Source organism: Dorea sp. AM58-8 (assembly GCF_003464045.1).
Taxonomy (GTDB): Bacteria; Bacillota; Clostridia; order Lachnospirales; family Lachnospiraceae; genus Claveliimonas; species Claveliimonas ammoniilytica.
Genome location: NZ_QSDM01000003.1, coordinates 54,764 through 76,105, shown reverse-complemented (window position 1 = coordinate 76,105; position 21,342 = coordinate 54,764). Strand labels below are relative to the sequence as shown.

Sequence of the window (21,342 nt, the reverse complement as noted above, 5' to 3'; positions counted from 1 at the left end):
AGGAATATGTCAGCTTCGCTGACCAGAATCACGCGCCAAGTCTCATGGACGTTCGACTTGAATGTCAGAATAACAGGGAAATGATATGGCATCTAAGATAGGGATGTGTTATACTAAGAATTACGCAGAAAGGACAGACTATATAAGCAAATGTCTGATCCAATAGTATAATTTAGGAGGTAGTGAAAAATGGAGAGAGCAAATGTATGGTCCTCATATAATCAGGATCAGATTGCTGAGTTAGAAGCTACAAATGCATTGTATAAACATTGCCTGGACGAAGGTAAGACAGAGCGTGAATGTGTGAAAGTCGCAGTTCGTATGGCAAAGGAAAAAGGATATCAGGATATCCGTGATCTGATTAAGAACCAGACACCTGTAAAGGCAGGAGATAAGATCTATGCAGTATGCATGGACAAGAGTGTATCTCTGTTCCAGATTGGTAAGAAGCCACTGGAAGAAGGTATGAATATTCTGGGAGCACACATCGATTCACCACGTATTGATGTAAAGCAGAATCCATTATATGAAAGTGAAGAATTTGCATATCTGGATACGCACTATTATGGTGGAATTAAGAAATATCAGTGGTTGACAATGCCGCTCGCAATTCATGGTGTGGTTGCTAAGACGAACGGAGAAGTCGTAGACGTATGCATCGGTGAGAGCGAGGAAGATCCGGTATTTGCAGTAACAGACCTGTTGCCACATCTGGCTGCCAAGCAGATGGAGCAGAAAGCCAATGCGATCATCGAAGGCGAGAAACTTGACGTGATCATTGGTAATCGTCCGCTCGAAGGAGTATCGGAAGATGAGAAAGAAGCAGTAAAGAAGAATATGCTTGCTATTCTGGAAGAGCGTTATGGAATGACAGAAGAAGATTTTGTTTCAGCAGAGTTAGAGATCGTTCCGGCTGGAAAGTCCAGAGACATGGGATTTGACAGAAGTATGGTAATGGGATACGGACAGGACGACAGAGTATGTGGATTTACATCTCTCTTTGCTATGCTGGATGTTGAAGCAGGAGACAGAACAACATGTTGTATCTTAGTAGATAAAGAAGAAATCGGAAGCGTTGGTGCAACAGGTATGCATTCAAGATTCTTCGAAAATGCAGTAGCAGAGATTCTTGCATTAATGGGTGAGACTGCTGATATTAAAGTAAGAAGAGCACTGCAGAACTCTAAGATGCTTTCTTCAGATGTAAGCGCAGCTTACGATCCGATGTTTGCAGAAGCCTTTGAGAAGAGAAGTTCAGCATTTTTCGGAAAAGGACTTGTATTCAATAAGTTCACAGGAAGCCGCGGAAAGAGCGGATCCAACGATGCCAATGCAGAATATCTTGCACAGATCCGCAAGGCATTAGATACGGATGGAGTAGCATACCAGTTTGCAGAGCTTGGTAAAGTTGATGTCGGTGGCGGTGGAACCATCGCATACATCATGGCAAACTACGGAATGGAAGTCATCGACAGCGGTGTAGCTATTCTGTGCATGCATGCTCCATGGGAAATCGCAAGCAAAGCCGATATCTACGAAGCATATAAAGGATATAAGGCATTTTTGAAAAATATGTAATACCAGGGTATAAAAGACAAGCCGTTCATGCTCGCATGAAACGGCTTGTCCTTTATACCCGCCAAAACATGAGGAAGAAGCCCGACAGGGCGGAATCCGAATGTTTTGAGGATTGAGAGAGCGCGAAGCGCGGAGCAATCCGAGGTGTTACATAGAAGAGGAGTACATATGATAAAAGCTGTAATTTTTGATATTGATAATACGTTATATAGCTACGAACACAGTCATGAATACGGCATGAGATCATTAGCGGCTTATTGCAATCGCGTGTTTGGAGTATCGGAAGAAGAAACAGAAGAATGTTATAAAAGAGCTAACAAGATCATGATGGGCAGAATTGGCAGTGAGACAGCAGCCATGCACAATCGTCTGATGCGGATGCAGTGTATGTTGGAATTGTGGGACAAGCCATTATTTCCGCATACGGTGAATATGTATGACAGGTACTGGAATGCATCAATCGAGCATTCATTGATTTCGCCAGGAATCACCTGGTTTATGCAGAAATTGAAAGAACGTGGTATTCGTATTGGGATTGGAACGGATATGACTGCACATATTCAATACCGACGACTGGAATTTTTAAATCTTTCGCCATATATTGATTTTATTGTTACCAGTGAAGAAGCAGGAGTGGAGAAACCAACACCGCATCTGTTTGAATTATGTGTTGAAAAAGCAGGAGTACCTGTAGGTGAATGTGCATTTATCGGAGATAATCTTACAAAAGATGTAAAGGGCGCCTGGGATAACGGATTAAAAGGAATTTGGTATACGAAATGGATAGAACAGCAGGAAGAAACAGAATACCCGGTGATTCAGTCATTTGATGAGGTAGATGTAGAAGAGTTTTTGAAATAGAAAGAATGGTATATGTGATATGAAGTTCCTTTTGCGGTAATTAATAACTACAAAAAGGGACTTTTTTAAATGGGTTTATGTGACTTTTGTGGTAGGGCTAGGACATATAAAAAGGGTAAATGATACACAGTGGATATATACAAAAATGATAAATTTAAATAAACATAAAAACATATTGAAAAAGTTATGTTGATATGGTATGGTGGATAAACAAGAAAAAAGATTGAGAGAATATTCCGGAAGACAACTTGAAAAGAATCTTATTTGATGATAACATGGAGGCGAATGAGGATGACACAGGGAACAGCAGGAAGACTAGAAGAAAGACATGATAGGTATATTGAATTGATTAAACAATTCACGATTATGAACGATATATTTATGAGGAATGTCCTGAAAGAAAAAGCGTGCACAGAGTTTATCCTTCAGATTATTACAGAGAATATAGGATTACGCATTGTAGAGCAAGTGTTGCAGATGGATTATGCCAATCTACATGGAAGAGCTGCGAGACTGGACTGTGTGGCGTTAGATACTGCGAATAAGGTTTATAATCTGGAGATCCAACAGGAGAATGAAGGTGCTTTACCAAAGCGTCCGAGGTATCATGCAAGTCTTCTGGATGTAAATATTTTAGAACCGGGGACAGAGTTTCAGAATCTCCCATGTACTACTGTAATATTTATTACAAAGAATGATGTGCTTGGTGGGGGCTTGCCGATTTATCACATTAGTAGGACAGTACGGGAAGTGGAAGCGGATTTTGGTGATGAGTTAGATATTATCTATGTCAATGGATCCAATCATGACGATACGGAACTTGGAAGACTGATACATGATCTGAATTGCAGAGAAGCAATGGATATGTACAGCAAGGTTCTTGCGGCACGGGTACATATGTTGAAAGAGACGAAAGAAGGGGTGGAGATTATGTGTGAAGAATTACAGGAATTATACGATGAAGGAGTAAAAGAAGGTGAAGTTCTTAAGGCTAAGCGTTCAGCATTGCTGCTGTCTCAAAAAGGGACAGCTCTTTCGGATATTGCGGAAGTATTGGAAGTAGGCATAGATATAGTACAAGAGTGGTTGTCTGAAGTCGTATACGAATAAAACAGGATCAAATGCATGAAAGGATAGTACTTAATAAGAAAAGAAATGAGTCTGGAAGACGGCTGGTGAGTTGTTGACTTGCCGATCGTCAGATGCTATATTAACTAGGTAATTTTATAAAACGTTCGGTGCTGTTTAGCATGGCTGCGGAATATGCTTCTTTAAGCAGACTATGCCGGAACAGATAAAAGGGAAACAGGTGAGATGCCTGTACGAACTCGTCACTGTGAGTAAATGGCTATGGCTGGAATGCCACTGGGTAACTGGGAAGGCAGACATAGAGATACTTTACAAGTCAGGAAACCTGCCGGTCGTTGGTGCGGGGAATGCAGATTCCAGATCACGAGTAATTGATTGTACCGAAATGATCATGAATTCAAGGCTTCCTGTATTTCAGGTCAGGAAGGTTTGATTTTTGTAGAATTCTTTATTCTGATTATTTCCCCAGATAACAAAGACAACATGATATTGCAGAAGGAATGAGGAGAAAAATGAAGAGATATCATAAGCGTTTTCTTGCTCTTTGCTTGAGTGCGTCTATGCTTGTATCGCCGCTCAGCTATACGAGAGCTTATGCGTCGGAAGAAACAAGTATTACGGAAAACAGCAGTCAGAATGAAACTGTAGCAGAGTCAGAAAACAAATCAGAGAGTCAGAGTCCAGCAGCAGAAGAAGCTGGCAACGCGTCGAGTCAGGAAAAGGAAAATGCGTCAAACAATAATAGCAACACAGCAGGCGCAGAAAAATCCGGCAGTGTAGCTGTTCAGCAGGAAAGTCAGCAAACAGCAGAGACAGGACAGGTGCAGAGTGAAGCATCAGATGGAGAGAATGTTGTAGTACAGACAGCAAATGCACCAACTGTAACGAGTAATACTGTTCAGGTAGTAAAAGAAGATGGAAATGTATTTGCAATGTTCAAAATTACCACTTCAACGGTTAAGAAAAATGGAGAACTGTATGATGTGTCATTTACTACAAGCAGCAACAGTTATGATAAGATTTATCTGGGCTCCAAAAACGATGAAGCAAAAGAACCTGTAATTAGTAGAAGTGCAGATGGAACCAATACATTTACATTTAAAGTAGATGCATCTAAAGTTGGAAAAGTGCAGTCTGTAGTACTGGGAAAGCCAGATGGAAGCTGGTATACCAAGGCTGATCTGTGGATTTATATTCCGGAGGAAACAGTGACGGAACCGGGAACGAATCCAACACCGGAGCCAGAACCGACTCCGAGACCAGAACCAACTCCGACTACCCCGGAAGATGGAAGCTATAACAACATAGGCGTAACATCCAGTGCGTCCATGTTTAAAGTTGTAGATTGTAAGCTAGTGGTAAAAGATGGAAAACTGACAGCGGTACTTACTTTAAGTGGAACTGGGTATGGATATTTATATAAGGGAACAAAAGAAGAAGCAGCAGCTGCAGATAAGAGCACATGGATTCCATTCGTGGAAGATGTAAATGGAAAGTATACTTATAGCCTGCCATTAAATTCTCTTGCAGAAAACAAAGTAAAGGTAGCAGCTTATTCTACAAAATATGCAAGATGGTATGACCGTGAATTAACATTTGATTTTTCTGACATGGACAGAATATATCCGACAGCAGCGGATGGCACATACTCTATTGAAGTGGAAACTGGCGCGGCTATGTTTAAAGTAGTTGATTGTAAGCTGACAGTTAAGAATGGCTTGATGTCAGCGGTAATTACTTTGAGTGGTACAGGATATGATTATCTTTATATGGGAACGGGAGCAGATGCTGAGAAAGCAGATCGTAAATCATGGGTTCCATATGTGGTAGATGCAAATGGCAAGTATACCTATACCATTCCGGTAGAGGCGTTGGATAAGGAAATTGCAGTAGCCTCTCATTCTATTAAAAAGAATCAGTGGTATGCTCGTACTCTTACATTTAAATATGACACGTTACAGAAGATAAGTGATGACAGCAATACAAATCCATCCAACCCATCTACTCCGTCTAAGCCGTCGGATAATAATGGTAATTCTGGTGCATCAAAGCCAAATGACGGCAAAGCGGACAATGAATCCAAGTGGGAGGCAGATACCAGTGGATCTACATCTGCTGTCAACAGTTCTACTACATTAGTTGATGGCGTATATACGCCAGACAGATTTAGCTGGTCAGGTGGAACCGGTAAGGTAAAGATCAGCTGTAATAAGGTTACGATTACGAATGGGCAGGCATTTGCAACGCTGGTATTTGACAGCGATCATTACCAGTATGTAAAGACAAATGGAAAGACTTACTATACAACCAAAGGCGGTGGAATGGCAACGGTTGTAATTCCGGTAGCTCTGAACGAGAATAATACGATTCTGGCTATGACAGATAAAATGTCCGTGGCACATGAGATTGCTTATACGATTTTTATATATCTGGCGGCTGCTGGCAATGGAAAAGGTACAGGGACTCTTCAAAATAAGACGTTGGATGACAAAGCACCTGAGATTATGGGACTGAATTATGAGTCTGAGACGAAACTGGAGCATGCAGAGTATTTTAAAATTTATCATTATGATAAGGGTATTACACTCCTGGAAGTAGATGTGACAAAAGACACCATCCGAGATCCGAAAAAGAAAGACTCTGATAATAAAGATACTGATACAAACAAAGCTACAGATACGAACGAAGATTCGAATAAGTCAGAAGAGACTTCGAAGGATCAGACATCGGAAGCGGCGGATTCTGCGGAAGGCGGCGAGGCTGTAGTCGGTGAAGCGGAACAGGCAGCAGAACTTTATAAAGGAAATGTCATCAAATATCTTCTTGTACCGGAGAATACTGTGATTCCTGTAGGACTCAGTGAGGATATGATCGTAGTACAGATGCCAACAGACCAAGCGTATGTATCCGATAATGAGATACTTAAGCAGATGGAAGAGATGGACCTGCTAGATCAGGTGGCAGCAGTCGGTATGAAAAAAAAGAACTGTGAAGTCTCTGATATTGCGGATAAGATGTCAAAGAAAAAAGACGAAAAACAGGCAGAAGTTATCTACGGTGGTAAAGAGAGAGACCCGAAGTATCGAGACCTGGTAAAACAGGAAGTAAATCTCGCTCTGGTATCCAGTGATCTGCTTCCGGCAGAGGATAAGACCACGAAGAAGGGCAAGACCATTACGGAAGAAGACCAGATTGAGCAGTGGGAGAAGATTACTGAAAAGTATGCACTTCTTGGAATCCCGATGATCGTGGATCGTTCGGAAGATGAAAAGGATGATCTGGCAAAAGCAGAATGGATCAAGGTGTATGGTGTGATCTTCGGATGCGAGGATCAGGCAAATGCTCTGTATAACAAAGCCGTACAGCAGGCAGGAGAAAAGTAAATGAAGAAAAAGTTATTATATCAGGTGTTTGCGGTAATAATGATGGCGACATTTTTGGTAACAGGATGTGGTCAGAGCGGAAATGACAGTAAAGCTAGTAAAAGCAGTCAGCGAAGCGAGGCAAAAGCTTCTGATAAAGAGAAAGTGGATGCTCCGGAGATTCCGGAGCTGACTTTCGAAAGGGCAATGGATCTGACTTATGCAAAAGAATTTGATGTGTATTATTATAAGGATGGATATAAGCTGATTGATGTACATGAGGACAGACAGTATCTTATTGTTCCAGAGGGCAAGGAAGCACCGGAAGGATTGGATGAGGATATTGTGGTGATCAAACAGCCGGTACAGAACATCTACATGGCAGCAACGGCAACCATGTCGCTTTTTGACAGACTGGATGCATTGGATACTATCAGTTTTTCCGGACTGGAAGCTTCGGGCTGGTATGTGGAGAATGCTAAAGAAGCAATGGAGTCAGGAGATATTACCTATGCTGGTAAATATAGCGAGCCGGATTATGAGAAGATCGTAGACGGAGATTGTAATCTGGCAATTGAGTCTACCATGATCCTGCATACACCAAAGGTACAGGAGATGATCGAAGAACTTGGGATTCCGGTATTTGTGGACTATTCCAGTTATGAAGCACATCCGCTTGGCAGAACAGAGTGGATCAAGCTGTATGGCGCAATGCTGAATAAAGAAGATCTGGCAGAATCATTTTTTGAAGATCAGGCGAAAGTAATCGAAGAACTGAAAGATTTCAAAAATACAGAGAAGACAGTTGCATACTTCTATATGAATTCTGATGGTTCTGTCGTGGTACGTAAGTCAGATGACTACATTCCGTCAATGATCGAGATTGCAGGCGGCAGATACATTTTCACAGACCTGAAGAATGCAGACAGCAATGCACCTTCTGTAAAGCTGACGATGGAAGAATTCTATGCGACAGCAGTAGATACGGATTATCTGATCTATAATGGAACCATTGACGGGCAGGTCAGCAGTATTGCGGATCTGGAGTCCAAGAGTGATCTCTTTGCGGAGTTCAAGGCTGTCAAAGACGGAAATGTATGGTATACTGGAAAAAATCTGTATCAGGCAACAGATACAGTTGGAGAACTGATCGGAGACATTCATCATATGCTGACGGATGGAGATGCGAGTCAGATGACATTTCTTGAGAAAATGAATTAGGTGAGGTACTATGCAGAAAGAACAGAAGCAGACAGAGAGCGTAAGCTTTCACAGTGAGAATTTCAAAAGGCGTTCCAGATATACAGTGGTATTTCTGGGGCTTCTGGCAGCATTTTTCGCGATTATTGTGTTGAATATTAACACGGGAAATGTACATATTTCTGTACCGAAGATATTGAGAATATTATTCATGAGAGATGGGGATGCCGTAGAGTACAGTATTATCTGGAAAATACGGTTGCCTCGCATTCTTATGGCAGCGATACTGGGCGGAGCATTGTCTCTGTCCGGTTTCTTATTACAGACCTTTTTCTCGAATCCTATAGCGGGACCGTTTGTGCTGGGTATTTCTTCAGGAGCCAAGATGGTAGTTGCGTTGGCAATGATTATATTTCTGAAACATATCGGACATTTTTCGTCAGGGGTGCTTGTGCTGGCGGCATTTATCGGATCTTTGTTATCGACCGGATTTATTTTACTGATGTCGCGAAAGATCCAGTATATGGCATCACTTTTGGTAGGTGGTATCATGATCGGATATATCTGCTCGGCGATTACTGATTTTGTAGTGACATTTGCAGACGATTCCGATATTATCAATCTTCACGGCTGGTCATTGGGAAGCTTTTCGGGTTCCAGCTGGAGCAATATCAGGGTGGCAGCAGTCATTGTAGCTGTGGCGGCTGTATGGACATTTTTACTTTCCAAGCCTATTGGAGCTTACCAGCTGGGAGAGCATTATGCACAGAGTATGGGTGTTAATATTCAATTGTTCCGTATATTGATTATTTTGTTGTCCAGTATATTGTCTGCATGCGTGACAGCATTTGCGGGGCCGATTTCATTTGTAGGAATCGCGGTTCCATTCCTGACCAGAAAGGCATTTGGGACATCGAAACCTATTGTAATCATACCGGGTACATTTTTTGCGGGAGCTGTATTCTGCATGAGCTGTGACCTGATCGCGAGAATGGCACTGGCACCGGTGGAACTGAATATCAGTACGGTGACATCCATTGTGGGTGCGCCGATTGTCATCTATATGATGGTGAAACGTGAGAAAGGACGATAGAGATATGGCTGAGTATTATTTGCAGACCAAAGACCTGGCCGTGGGTTATCAGGGAAAGGCACTGATCCATGATATTAATTTTGGCATCTGTAAGGGCGAGATCGTAACATTGATAGGACCAAATGGTTCCGGGAAGTCTACAATCCTTAAAAGTATTACCAGGCAGCTCAGACTGGTAGGCGGTAAGGTGTTTTTTGATGATACGTCTCTGATGAACATTTCTTATAAAGAGTTGTCGTCCAGGATGGCAGTGGTATTAACAGAACGAATCCGGACAGAGCTTATGACCTGTCACGATATTGTGGCAACAGGACGGTATCCGTATACCGGAAGACTCGGTATCCTGAGCGCAGAGGATGAACGGATCGTAGATGAAGCAATGGCAGCAGTTCACGCACAGGAGATCGGCAATCGGGATTTTAATGCGATCAGCGATGGGCAGAAGCAGCGAATTATGCTGGCGAGGGCCATCTGTCAGGAGCCGGAGATCATTGTGCTGGACGAACCGACTTCATATCTGGATATCCGGTATAAGCTGGAACTTCTTGATATTCTGAAACGTATGGCAAAGGAAAAGGGAATTACGGTGCTCATGTCTCTGCACGAGATTGATCTGGCTCAGAAATGTGCGGACAGGATCGTCTGTGTGCGCGGGGAAGAGATTATGGCGTATGGAACGCCGGAAGAGGTGTTTTACGAAGAGACCATAGAAAAACTATATGATCTGGACAATGGTTCCTATAATCCATTGTCCGGCAGTCTGGAACTTAAGAAGACAGAAGGAGAGCCGGAAGTCTTTGTCATTTCTTCCGGTGGCAATGGAACACCGATCTATCGGAAGCTTCAGCGGGAAGGCAGACCATTTGCAGCAGGTATATTGTATACCAATGATGTGGATTATCAGGCGGCAAGAGTACTGGCATCGAAAATTATTACAGAAGAACCATTTGAAGAGATCAGCGACAATACATATAAAAATGCAGAAAATATGATTGATCAATGCCAAATTGTCGTGGATGCCGGAGTACATATAGGAAGCTGTAACCACAGAATGAGAAATCTATTGCAGTATGCACAAGAAAAAGGAAAACTAAAACGGGATTATTTATAAAAAACTGCCAATTTATGACATTCAAATACTTGACGTATATGGTCAAAACCATTAAAATTATAAGAGCGACTTGACATGCAAATTATTATTTAGGAGGTCATTTAAAAATGGCAAGAAAATGGGTTTATTTGTTTAGTGAAGGTAACGCAAGCATGCGTGAGCTGCTTGGTGGTAAGGGAGCTAACCTGGCTGAGATGACAAGCCTCGGACTTCCGGTACCGCAGGGATTTACTATCACTACTGAAGCTTGTACTCAGTACTACGAAGATGGCAGAGAGATCAATGAAGAGATCCAGGCACAGATCAATGAGTACATTGTTAAAATGGAAGAGATTACAGGTAAGAAGTTTGGCGACAGCGAGAATCCGCTTCTCGTATCTGTTCGTTCAGGAGCAAGAGCTTCTATGCCTGGTATGATGGATACAATCCTGAACCTTGGATTGAATGAGACAGTTGTTGAGACAATTGCAAAACAGTCTGGTAATCCGCGTTGGGCTTGGGACTGCTACAGAAGATTTATTCAGATGTATTCTGACGTAGTTATGGAAGTAGGCAAGAAGTACTTCGAAGAGCTGATCGACAAGATGAAAGCTGACAGAGGAGTTAAGCAGGATGTAGATCTGACTGCTGACGATCTGAAAGAGCTGGCTAATCAGTTCAAAGATGAATACAAAGAGAAGATTGGTGCTGACTTCCCGGATGAGCCGAAGGAACAGCTGATGGGAGCTATCAAAGCTGTATTCCGTTCATGGGACAATCCGCGTGCGAATGTATACCGTCGTGACAACGATATCCCATATTCTTGGGGAACAGCTGTTAACGTACAGTCTATGGCATTCGGTAACATGGGTGATGACTGTGGTACAGGTGTTGCATTTACACGTGACCCTGCTACAGGAGAGAACGGACTGTTCGGTGAGTTCCTGACCAATGCACAGGGCGAGGACGTAGTTGCCGGTGTTCGTACACCAATGCACATTTCTGAGATGGAAGACAAGTTCCCGGAAGCATTCGTAGAATTCAAGAAAGTATGCGAGACTCTGGAGAACCACTATAGAGACATGCAGGATATGGAGTTTACTGTAGAGCACGGTAAGCTGTACATGCTTCAGACACGTAACGGTAAGAGAACTGCTCAGGCAGCTCTGAAGATCGCTTGTGATCTGGTAGATGAAGGCATGAGAACAGAAGAAGAAGCAGTTGCTATGATCGATCCACGTAACCTGGATACACTGCTTCATCCACAGTTTGATGCTGCAGCACTGAAAGCTGCTACACCGATGGGTAAAGGTCTTGGAGCTTCTCCGGGAGCAGCCTGCGGTAAGATCGTATTCACAGCTGATGATGCTGTAGAATGGGCAGCTAAGGGAGAAAAGGTTGTTCTGGTTCGTCTGGAGACATCTCCGGAAGATATCACAGGTATGAAGTCTGCGCAGGGTATCCTGACAGTTCGTGGTGGTATGACATCTCACGCAGCCGTAGTTGCCCGTGGTATGGGTACATGCTGTGTATCTGGTTGTGGCGACATCGCAATGGATGAAGAGAATAAGAAGTTTACATTAGCAGGAAAAGAATTCCACGAAGGAGATGCAATCTCTATTGATGGTACTACAGGTAACATCTATGACGGAATCATTCCTACTGTTGATGCTCAGATTGCCGGTGAGTTCGGAAGAATCATGGCTTGGGCTGACAAATACAGAACTATGAAAGTTCGTACTAACGCAGATACACCTGCAGATGCTAAGAAAGCACGTGAGCTTGGTGCAGAAGGTATCGGACTTTGCCGTACAGAGCATATGTTCTTCGAGGAAGACAGAATTGCTGCATTCCGTGAGATGATCTGTGCTGATACTGTAGAAGAAAGAGAAGCTGCACTGGAGAAGATCCTGCCATACCAGCAGGGAGACTTCGAGGCTCTGTATGAAGCACTGGAAGGTAATCCGGTAACTATCCGTTTCCTGGATCCACCGCTTCATGAGTTCGTTCCTACAGAGGAAGAAGATATTAAGAAACTGGCAGAAGCGCAGGGCAAGACTGTAGAAGAGATCAAGACTATTATCGACAGTCTGCATGAGTTCAACCCAATGATGGGACATCGTGGATGCCGTCTTGCAGTTACTTATCCAGAGATTGCCAAGATGCAGACAAAGGCTGTTATCCGTGCAGCTATCAATGTTAAGAAGGCTCATCCGGATTGGGATCTTGTACCAGAGATTATGATTCCGTTGATCGGTGATGTAAAAGAGCTGAAATATGTTAAGAAGTTTGTAGTAGAGACAGCAGATGCTGAGATCGCAGCAGCAGGCGCAGATCTTAAGTACGAAGTTGGTACTATGATCGAGATCCCAAGAGCTGCTCTGACAGCTGATGAGATCGCTGAGGAAGCTGACTTCTTCTGCTTCGGTACGAATGACCTTACACAGATGGCATTCGGCTTCTCTCGTGATGATGCCGGTAAGTTCCTTGATGCTTACTATGATGCTAAGATCTACGAGAACGATCCATTCGCTAAGCTCGACCAGAATGGTGTCGGCAAGCTGATGGAGACTGCTATTAAGTTAGGTAAGCCGGTTAATCCAAAGCTTCACATCGGTATCTGTGGAGAGCACGGTGGAGATCCAAGTTCAGTAGAATTCTGCAACAAGATCGGACTGGACTATGTATCTTGCTCACCATTCCGTGTACCGATTGCTCGACTGGCAGCAGCTCAGGCAGCTATTGCTCAGAAGAATGCATAATTTGTGTGGCAGCAAATGTAAATTCACGTAAGTTTGCGTGAATTGTCCAAACATAAATTAAGACTCCTGGAACTTTGGAGAGTAAACTCTGAAGTTCCAAGAGTCTTTTTTTGGGTATATCAGCAGCCTGCAAGGATAAAGTAATCCGCGATATCTGCGGGGAAGCTTACGGTGAACTTGACCCGATGAACCATGTCGACTTAAAGTATTTTCTACCGAAGGTTCACATTGACTAACTTGCATGACAACTGGTAAAATAATTATTAGATTACTGCATCTGATTCATGCATCTGCAGAGCATTTGGTGAAGAAGATAGGGCAGCAATTAATGAGAATGATTTAAGACAAACGAATAAGACAACTCTGACGGCAAGGATGATCCGAGCAGGAATAGTTACGAGATAAGAATTTACAGAACCATTTTTCTGACAGATTGCCGGAAAGATGGTTCTTTTTCTGTTTGTTAATTATATGCCGATTTCAGGAGGAAAGTATGTTAAAGGTAGCAATTTACGGAAAGGGCGGTATCGGAAAGTCCACAGTGACTTCTAATCTGGCAGCCGCTTTTGCAAACATGGGAAAACGTGTCATTCAGATCGGATGTGATCCGAAGGCGGATTCTACGATCAATCTGCTTGGCGGCGAGCCGCTTCGTCCGGTGATGAATTATATGAGAGAGGAAGATGAGGAACCGGATGAGCTGGCACAGATTTCAAAGGAAGGTTATGGAGGAATCCTCTGTATCGAGACCGGCGGACCGACACCGGGACTTGGCTGTGCAGGCCGAGGCATTATTGCGACATTCCAGCTTCTGGAAGATATGGAATTGTTCGAACACTATAAGCCGGATGTGGTGTTGTATGACGTATTGGGCGATGTGGTCTGTGGTGGTTTTGCGGCACCGATCCGTGAGGGATATGCAGAGAAGGTTCTGATCGTTACGTCCGGAGAAAAAATGGCGCTGTACGCTGCCAATAATATTTCCAGTGCAGTGCGCAATTTTGAGGATCGCAGCTATGCCCGTGTATTCGGTATCGTGCTGAATCATCGAAATGTGGAAAATGAGACGGAAAAGGTGCAGGCATTTTCTGAAAAAATCGGTGTGCCGATCGTAGGAGAAGTGCCGCGGAGTGATGAAATCATCCGTTGGGAAGATCAGGGGAAAACAGTGGTCGAGGGTGATCCGGATTCTGAGATCAGCAGATGTTTCTTTGATCTGGCGGAATTATTACTGAAAGAAGAGGATAATGCATGAGACAGGAAGCATATTTTTGTACAGTAGAAGAACTGAACAGTCGTGGAAAGGATAATATTCCGCAGCAGCTTATTTCCCATACGCATTTGATCTACAGTTCGCCGGCGACGCTGGCATTTAACTCACCGGGCGCGGAAGGATTCGGTGTCAAGCGTGCGGGACTGGCGGTTCCGGATTCCATCATGCTGATCGTGGCGCCGGGATGCTGCGGACGTAATACATCGGTTTTGAGCTCCATGCGGGCTTATCACGATCGGTTTTATTATCTGCTGATGGACGAGACAGATATCGTTACAGGACGTCATTTGAAAAAAATTCCAAAGGCAGTGGCAGAAATCTGTGAGGGACTGGAGAAAAAACCGTCCGTTGTAATGATCTGCATTACCTGTGTGGATGCGTTGCTTGGAACGGATATGGAGCGTGTCTGCCGCAAGGCGGAGGAAGCCGCTGGACTTCCGGTAAAACCGTGTTATATGTATGCGCTGACGAGAGAAGGACGGAAGCCTCCGATGGTGCACGTGCGCCAGTCTATTTATTCTTTGCTTGAGCCGAGAAAGAAAAAAGGAAATGTGGTGAATTTATTAGGATATTTTTCTCCGCTGGTGGATGACTGTGAGCTGTACGATCTGCTTCATGGTGCTGGCGTAAAGACAATTCATGAGATTTCCAGATGCAGGGATTATGAAGAATATCAGACGATGTCTGAGGCGAATTTTAATCTGGTGCTTCATCCGGAAGCAAGATTTGCGGCAGAGGATTTTCATGATCGGTTGAAGATTCCATATATTGAGCTGCGAAGACTGTATCAGATTGATAAAATTGCCAGTCAGTATCGTGCATTTGGCGCAGCGCTGGGTGTGGAATTTGATGATGAGGAATCACGGAAAGCGGCAGAAGCCGCGGTGGCAAAATTTAAAGAACTTCATCCGGGTGCATCTTTTGCAGTTGGTGAGTGGATGAACGGAGATTCTTTTGAGCTGGCGCTTGCTCTTGTGCGTTACGGTTTCCGAGTGCCGGAGATTTACGGAACGTTATCCGGTGAGAATTTTATCTATATAAAACAGCTGGCGGTACTGAGCCCGGAGACGAAAGTATTTTCCAATCTGGAACCGACGATGCTGTATTATGACGGGACGGATTCCGGGGTAAATCTGACCATCGGAAAAGATGCCGGTTATTATCATAAAAACTGTCCAAACGTGCTCTGGAACGGGGAACGGCAGCCGTACGGTTATGCCGGCGTCCGCAGACTGTTTGAGGCACTGGCGGAGGTATAGAGCAATGAGAGGACTGAGAAAATATCTGACACCTTTTGCACCGGATCAGTCCGGCGCGGTGTCTGTGTTATATGAATTTGGCGGGATCATCGTAATCTGTGATGCCGGTGGCTGTACCGGAAATATCTGTGGATTTGATGAGCCGCGCTGGTTTGAGAGCAAAAGTGCACTGTTCAGTGCAGGGCTTCGCGATATGGATGCAATCCTCGGACGGGATGACCGTCTGGTGGCAAAACTTGCGGATGCGGTGACAAAACTGGATGCAAAATTTGCGGCGATCATTGGAACACCGGTTCCGGCTGTCATCGGAACGGATTACCATGCGTTGAAGCGTATGACGGAGAAAAAAGTGGATCTGCCGATCTTGACAGTAGACACCGATGGAATGGAGTTGTATGACAAAGGCGAGGAAAAAACCTGGCGAGAGTTATTCCGCGTGTTTGCCGGTGAAAAAGAAGACGTGATTCCGGGAAATATCGGAATCCTTGGCATGACACCGCAGGATATCAGTGATCTGCGGGCGGCAGACCGAATCCGGGAGCATTTTGCGGCAGAAGGGAAACATGCTATCTGCTATGGCATGGGAAACGGATTGGATGATGTGAAATCTGTATCTAACGTGGAAAAACATATCGTAGTGGCACCGGCAGCACTGGAAGCTGCAAAATATCTGGAGAGAACTTTCGGAACGCCGTATGAGATTGCTTATCCGCTGGTGGATGAACTGGTTTCCGACATGGATTACAGCGGGAAAAAAGTGCTGGTTGTGCAGCAGCAGGTGATCGGAAATGCAATTCGGGAGGAAATTTTGAAAAAAGCGCCGGATGCGCAGGTGAAGGTGGCAAGCTGGTTTATGATGAAGCCGGAGCTTCGGCAGGATGGAGATCTGCATCTGCGTGATGAGGATGATTATATGGAGCTTGTGGAAAGCGGTGATTTTGATGTGATCTATGCGGATCACTGCATGGAACGGATGACACCGAAATTTGCCGGGATATTCGTGGATACCGTGCATTTTGCGGTGTCGGGACGATTGAAATAAGATCAGGAGAAAATGGAGTATGAGCGAGGTTACGAAGCGGATCAGGGTATACGGTATCGTTCAGGGTGTCGGCTTTCGACCGACGGTGAGCCGCCATGCTGTTTTAAATGGGATTCGTGGAAATGTCTGTAATAAGGGACCATATGTAGAGATTTACGCACAGGGTTCCGAGGCGCAGGTCGATGGATTTCTCAAAGACCTTGAGGAATGTCCACCGAAGCGTGCGGCTATTTTGAAAATAAATACAGAAGATATTCCTGCAGGGAATGCGCCGCAGTTTGGGACATTTGATATTATCGAGAGTGAGAAAACGAAGGGTGAGATATTTGTTTCTCCGGATATTGCGATCTGTGACGAGTGCAAAGAGGAAATGTACAATCCAAAGGATCGGCGGTATCTGCATCCGTTTATTAACTGTACCTGCTGCGGACCGCGGATGACGATTCTGGATTCGCTGCCGTATGACAGGGAGCGCACCAGTATGAAAGAGTTTCCGATGTGTCCGGATTGTGCGGAGGAATATAACGATCCGGAGACAAGGCGTTACGATGCGCAGCCGGTGTGTTGCAATGCGTGCGGACCAGAAGTGTATCTGATCGGAAGAGCCGAACGGGGCAGAGATGCTGTCACGTATACAAGGCAGGTGATCCATGATGGCGGAATTGTGGCGATCAAAGGTATCGGCGGCTTTCATCTGTGCTGTGATGCGACAAATGAAGAGGCGGTGAGCCGTCTGCGGATGTTAAAGCATCGACCGGCAAAACCATTTGCGGTTATGGCGAAAGATGAAACTGTAGTGAAACGGGAATGCATCGTGACACCGGAGCAGGAGCAGATTCTGACCGGGCATCAGAAACCGATCCTGTTATTAGACAGACGGTCTACCGGAAAACAGACAGAGAAACTGGCCCCATCTGTGGCACCGGGAAATCCCAAAATTGGCGTGATGCTTCCGTATGCACCGGTTCAGTTATTGTTGTTTCAGTATGATGATGGAATTGAAATGCCGGATCTGCTGGTGATGACAAGCGGCAATACTTCCGGTGCGCCGATCTGCCGGGATGATGAGGAAGCGACCACAGAGTTATCACATTTGTGTGATGCCATTCTTTCTCATAATCGAAAAATACGAATCCGAGCTGATGATACAGTGATGGATTTTTATAAAAAGGAGCCGTATATGATCCGCAGATCCAGAGGTTATGCCCCGCTGCCATTTATGACATCAACAGACTGGAAAGGGCAGGTACTTGCAGTTGGCGGGGAGCTGAAAAATACATTTTGCATCGGTGTGGACAGCCGTTTTTATCCGTCACCATATGTGGGAGATCTGGAAGACCTGCGGACGGTAAAAGCCTTGCAGGAGACGATTCATCGGTTTCAAACACTGTTGGAAGTAGAACCGCAGGTGGTCGTCTGTGATCTGCATCCGAAGTATAACTCCACGGTTGTAGCAGAAAGTCTTAGCTATCCGGTGATTCAGGTGCAACATCATTATGCGCATGTGCTATCCTGTATGACGGAAAATGACTGTCATGAGCCGGTCATCGGAGTGTCATTTGACGGAACCGGATACGGAACAGACGGAACCATCTGGGGCGGCGAGATTCTGCTGGCAGATTATCAGGATTTTACGAGATTTGGAAGTATTACACCGTTTTTACAGATTGGCGGAGATGCATCTGCAAAAGAAGGATGGCGTATTGCCGTGTCGATGATCTACGGATATACAAAAAACCGGGAAAAAGCATGGGAGATCATTGAAAAACTGGGACTTTGCAGTGAACAGGAAAGCAAGGTGCAGTTTACCATGGCAGACCGGAAGATCAATGCGGTGATGTCGACCAGCGCAGGACGGCTGTTTGATGCGGTCAGCGCGATTCTTGGAATCCGGCGGCAGTCAAGCTTTGAGGGCGAAGCGTCTACAGCATTGCAATTCGCGGCGGAAGCATTTGAACAGAAAAATGAATCGGTGAAAAATGAAACTTGGAGTAAGATGCAGTCTGTGATATTAGAATCAGAGGGACGGTGTATATTAAATACAGAAGGACTGGTGCAATTGATAGTAGAAACAAAACTGCAAGGTGCTGGCAGCGGAGCATTGGCGTATCTGTTTCACCAGACACTGGCGGAACAGATTGTGGCAGTCTGCATGGAAGCCCGTAAGAGTTCTGGCAGGAATAAAGTTGCTTTGAGTGGCGGCGTATTCCAGAACCGATTACTGCTTCGTTTGACAGAAGAACGATTGGGGCAGGAAGGATTTGAAGTGTTGCGTCATCATATGATCCCTCCGAATGACGGGGGAATTGCAATCGGACAGGCGGCTTATGGAATGAACCGATTACAAAAAGAGATTTAGCATTTGACATAGATTAAGCATTTTTAGGAGGAAAGATAAATGTGTGTAGGTTTATCAGCGAAAGTAGTAAAGATCAGTAATGGCACAGCGGTGATTGATGCCGGTGGTGCCAAAAGAGAGGTTTCGTCTCAGTTGCTGGAAGATCTGGAACCGGGAGATTACGTTATGGTTCACGCCGGTGTGGCAATTGCAAAGATTACGGATGATGATGACAGCGAGACAGATCAGCTTATGGAGGAATTTCTGTAATGGGGGATACAAACAGCGAAGATAAAAAGAAAACCGCAAGAGAAATTATTGAAAATTATAATGGACCGAAGGTGCGGATCATGGAAGTATGTGGCACCCATACCCATGAGATATTCCGTCTGGGAATCCGTAAATTGCTGCCGGGGCAGGTGGAATTGATCTCGGGTCCTGGATGTCCGGTCTGTGTAACACCAGTCAGTTTTATTGATGAGGCGATTTATCTGGCTCTGGAAAAAGGTGTGACCATCTGTACGTTTGGAGATCTGGTGCGCGTGCCGGGGACAAAAATGAGCCTTGCGGGAGCCAGAGAACAGGGCGCAAAAATCCGCATCGTATATTCTCCGGCAGATGCTGAAAAATATGCGAAGGAGCATCCAGACGAGCAGGTGACATTTTTGTCGGTTGGATTTGAGACAACGACACCGGCGGGGTGTCTGTCTGTGAAAGCGGCAAAAGAAGATGGACTGGATAATTATTCTTTATTAGTTGCGAATAAAACCATGCCACAGGCTTACGAGGCATTAAAGGGCAGCGCGGATGTATTTTTATATCCGGGACATGTCAATGCCATCACAGGAACACGTTTGTGCGAAGCACTGACAGAGGAAGGTGTCAGCGGTGTTGTGGCAGGATTTACCGCAAGGGAACTGATGACAGCACTGGCAGTTGCACTGGTGAAATTCCAGGAAGGGAAGCCGTTTTTTGTAAACTGTTATCCGCGTGTGGTAACACAGGATGGAAGCAAAGAAGCGCAGGAACTGGTAGATGCGATGATGGAAGCATGTGATTCTGAATGGCGCGGTTTGGGTATGATCCCTGCGTCCGGTCTGCAGTTGAGACCAGAGTGGAAGAACTTTGATGCCCGTATCAAATATCAGATGCCGAAGATGGAAGGAAAGCCGAATCCGGCCTGTCGGTGTGGCGATGTATTGCAAGGCAAATGCAAACCGTCCGATTGCAAAGTATTCGGAAAAGGCTGTACACCGCAGCATCCGATCGGAGCCTGTATGGTATCCGGTGAGGGAGCATGTTCTGCATATTATCAGTATTCATAAGAAAGAAGGAAAACAGCATGGAAAATAAAACAGTAACGATGGCACATGGTGCCGGGGGAAAACAGACTTCCGAATTGATTGATCAGGTATTTAAGGCACATTTTGCAAACGCAGATCTGACAGCTGATGATGCGGCAGTATTGACTCCGCCGGCCGGAAGAATGGCAGTGTCCACAGATGGATTTATCGTGTCACCTGCATTTTTCCCTGGAGGAAATATCGGCAAATTGTCAATCTGCGGAACTGTAAATGACCTTGCCTGCATGGGTGCAAAACCGTTGTATCTGACCTGCGCATTTGTCATCGAAGAAGGATTCCCGATGGAAAAGTTGGAAGAGATTGCATCGGCTATGGAGAAAACGGCAAAAGAGGCTGGTGTACATATTGTATCCGGAGATACCAAGGTTGCCGGAAAAGGACAGGTGGACGGTGTATTTATTACTACCACGGGAATCGGCGAGATCCAGGATGGGGTAACGGTTGGCGGAGAGCTTGCAAAACCGGGCGATGCAATCATTGTGACTGGTGATATCGGACGTCACGGATGCACTATTTTATTAGAAAGAGAAGATTTTGGAATTGAAGCGGATGTAACCAGTGACTGTGCACCGCTGTGGGGAACCGTAAAAGCGGTGATGGATACCACACACAATCTGCATGTGATCCGTGATGCGACAAGAGGCGGTGTCGGAACGGTTTTATATGAGATTGCAGGGCAGAGCAACGTGGGAATCCGTCTGAATGCTGCAGCAGTTCCGGTACAACCAGAGGTAAAGGGAGTCTGTGGTATGCTCGGACTGGAACCGTTATATCTGGCATGCGAAGGAAGACTTGTGATCATGGCTCCGAAGGAAGAGGCGGAAGATATTGTAGAAGCATTACGCAAATGTCCGTATTCCGCAGACGCAGCTATTATTGGAGAAGTCATTGCAGACGAACCGGGCAGAGTCGTAATGGAGACAGAGATTGGCACACAGGCACTGCTTCCACAGCCGGGCGGAGAACTGCTGCCAAGGATCTGCTAATGTATGAGTGGAGCTGAATCAATATATCAGCTGGGAGTCAATCCC

16 protein-coding genes and 1 riboswitch are annotated in these 21,342 nt (G+C 45.0%); all 16 genes read left to right on the top strand.

Annotated elements, in window-relative coordinates; genetic code table 11:
- The first annotated feature begins 189 nt into the window (after nucleotides 1-189).
- The 16 genes from DXA18_RS03615 (at nucleotide 190) to hypE (ending at nucleotide 21,297) form a co-directional block, all read left to right on the top strand.
- Nucleotides 190-1,578 carry an aminopeptidase gene (locus DXA18_RS03615; protein WP_118382718.1) on the top strand — a complete coding sequence of 463 codons (1,389 nt, stop codon included), beginning with the start codon at nucleotides 190-192 and terminating at the stop codon, nucleotides 1,576-1,578.
- A 168-nt stretch (nucleotides 1,579-1,746) separates the two neighbouring features.
- Nucleotides 1,747-2,439, top strand: a complete 693-nt coding sequence (locus DXA18_RS03610; protein ID WP_118382717.1) for an HAD family hydrolase — start codon at nucleotides 1,747-1,749, stop codon at nucleotides 2,437-2,439.
- Between the two features lie 291 nt (nucleotides 2,440-2,730).
- Nucleotides 2,731-3,549, top strand: coding sequence for a hypothetical protein (locus DXA18_RS03605; protein ID WP_330424388.1), 819 nt, complete (start codon nucleotides 2,731-2,733; stop codon nucleotides 3,547-3,549).
- 109 nt (nucleotides 3,550-3,658) lie between these two features.
- Nucleotides 3,659-3,875, top strand: a riboswitch (cobalamin riboswitch).
- Nucleotides 3,876-4,040: 165 nt separating this feature from the next.
- A complete protein-coding gene (locus DXA18_RS03600; protein WP_118382715.1) occupies nucleotides 4,041-6,911 on the top strand; it encodes a hypothetical protein in 2,871 nt (956 codons plus the stop codon).
- Entirely contained in the window at nucleotides 6,912-8,111 is a 1,200-nt protein-coding gene (locus DXA18_RS03595) for an ABC transporter substrate-binding protein (RefSeq protein ID WP_118382714.1), read from the top strand. It begins immediately after the preceding gene.
- A gap of 10 nt (nucleotides 8,112-8,121) precedes the next feature.
- A complete protein-coding gene (locus DXA18_RS03590) occupies nucleotides 8,122-9,183 on the top strand; it encodes a FecCD family ABC transporter permease (RefSeq protein WP_118382713.1) in 1,062 nt (353 codons plus the stop codon).
- Nucleotides 9,184-9,187: 4 nt separating this feature from the next.
- On the top strand, nucleotides 9,188-10,294 hold the full coding sequence (locus DXA18_RS03585) for an ABC transporter ATP-binding protein (protein WP_118382712.1): 1,107 nt from the start codon (nucleotides 9,188-9,190) through the stop codon (nucleotides 10,292-10,294).
- A gap of 107 nt (nucleotides 10,295-10,401) precedes the next feature.
- On the top strand, nucleotides 10,402-13,035 hold the full coding sequence (gene ppdK, locus DXA18_RS03580) for a pyruvate, phosphate dikinase (RefSeq protein WP_118382711.1): 2,634 nt from the start codon (nucleotides 10,402-10,404) through the stop codon (nucleotides 13,033-13,035).
- Between the two features lie 110 nt (nucleotides 13,036-13,145).
- Nucleotides 13,146-13,271: a hypothetical protein gene (locus DXA18_RS16305; protein WP_278337057.1), complete on the top strand. Its 126-nt coding sequence runs from the start codon at nucleotides 13,146-13,148 to the stop codon at nucleotides 13,269-13,271.
- 257 nt (nucleotides 13,272-13,528) lie between these two features.
- Complete coding sequence (locus DXA18_RS03575; protein WP_118382710.1) at nucleotides 13,529-14,290, top strand: nucleotide-binding protein; 762 nt, start codon at nucleotides 13,529-13,531, stop codon at nucleotides 14,288-14,290.
- A complete protein-coding gene (locus DXA18_RS03570; RefSeq protein WP_118382709.1) occupies nucleotides 14,287-15,567 on the top strand; it encodes a nitrogenase component 1 in 1,281 nt (426 codons plus the stop codon). Before DXA18_RS03575 ends, DXA18_RS03570 begins: the two co-directional genes overlap by 4 nt.
- 4 nt (nucleotides 15,568-15,571) lie before the next feature.
- On the top strand, nucleotides 15,572-16,609 hold the full coding sequence (locus DXA18_RS03565; protein ID WP_118382708.1) for a nitrogenase component 1: 1,038 nt from the start codon (nucleotides 15,572-15,574) through the stop codon (nucleotides 16,607-16,609).
- 19 nt (nucleotides 16,610-16,628) lie between these two features.
- Nucleotides 16,629-18,968, top strand: a complete 2,340-nt coding sequence (gene hypF, locus DXA18_RS03560; protein WP_118382707.1) for a carbamoyltransferase HypF — start codon at nucleotides 16,629-16,631, stop codon at nucleotides 18,966-18,968.
- A 39-nt stretch (nucleotides 18,969-19,007) separates the two neighbouring features.
- Nucleotides 19,008-19,217, top strand: a complete 210-nt coding sequence (locus DXA18_RS03555; RefSeq protein WP_118382706.1) for a HypC/HybG/HupF family hydrogenase formation chaperone — start codon at nucleotides 19,008-19,010, stop codon at nucleotides 19,215-19,217.
- Nucleotides 19,217-20,272: a hydrogenase formation protein HypD gene (gene hypD, locus DXA18_RS03550; protein WP_118382705.1), complete on the top strand. Its 1,056-nt coding sequence runs from the start codon at nucleotides 19,217-19,219 to the stop codon at nucleotides 20,270-20,272. The genes DXA18_RS03555 and hypD overlap by 1 nt, the downstream gene beginning before the upstream one ends.
- Before the next feature lie 17 nt (nucleotides 20,273-20,289).
- Entirely contained in the window at nucleotides 20,290-21,297 is a 1,008-nt protein-coding gene (gene hypE, locus DXA18_RS03545) for a hydrogenase expression/formation protein HypE (protein ID WP_118382704.1), read from the top strand.
- Nucleotides 21,298-21,342: the final 45 nt, after the last annotated feature.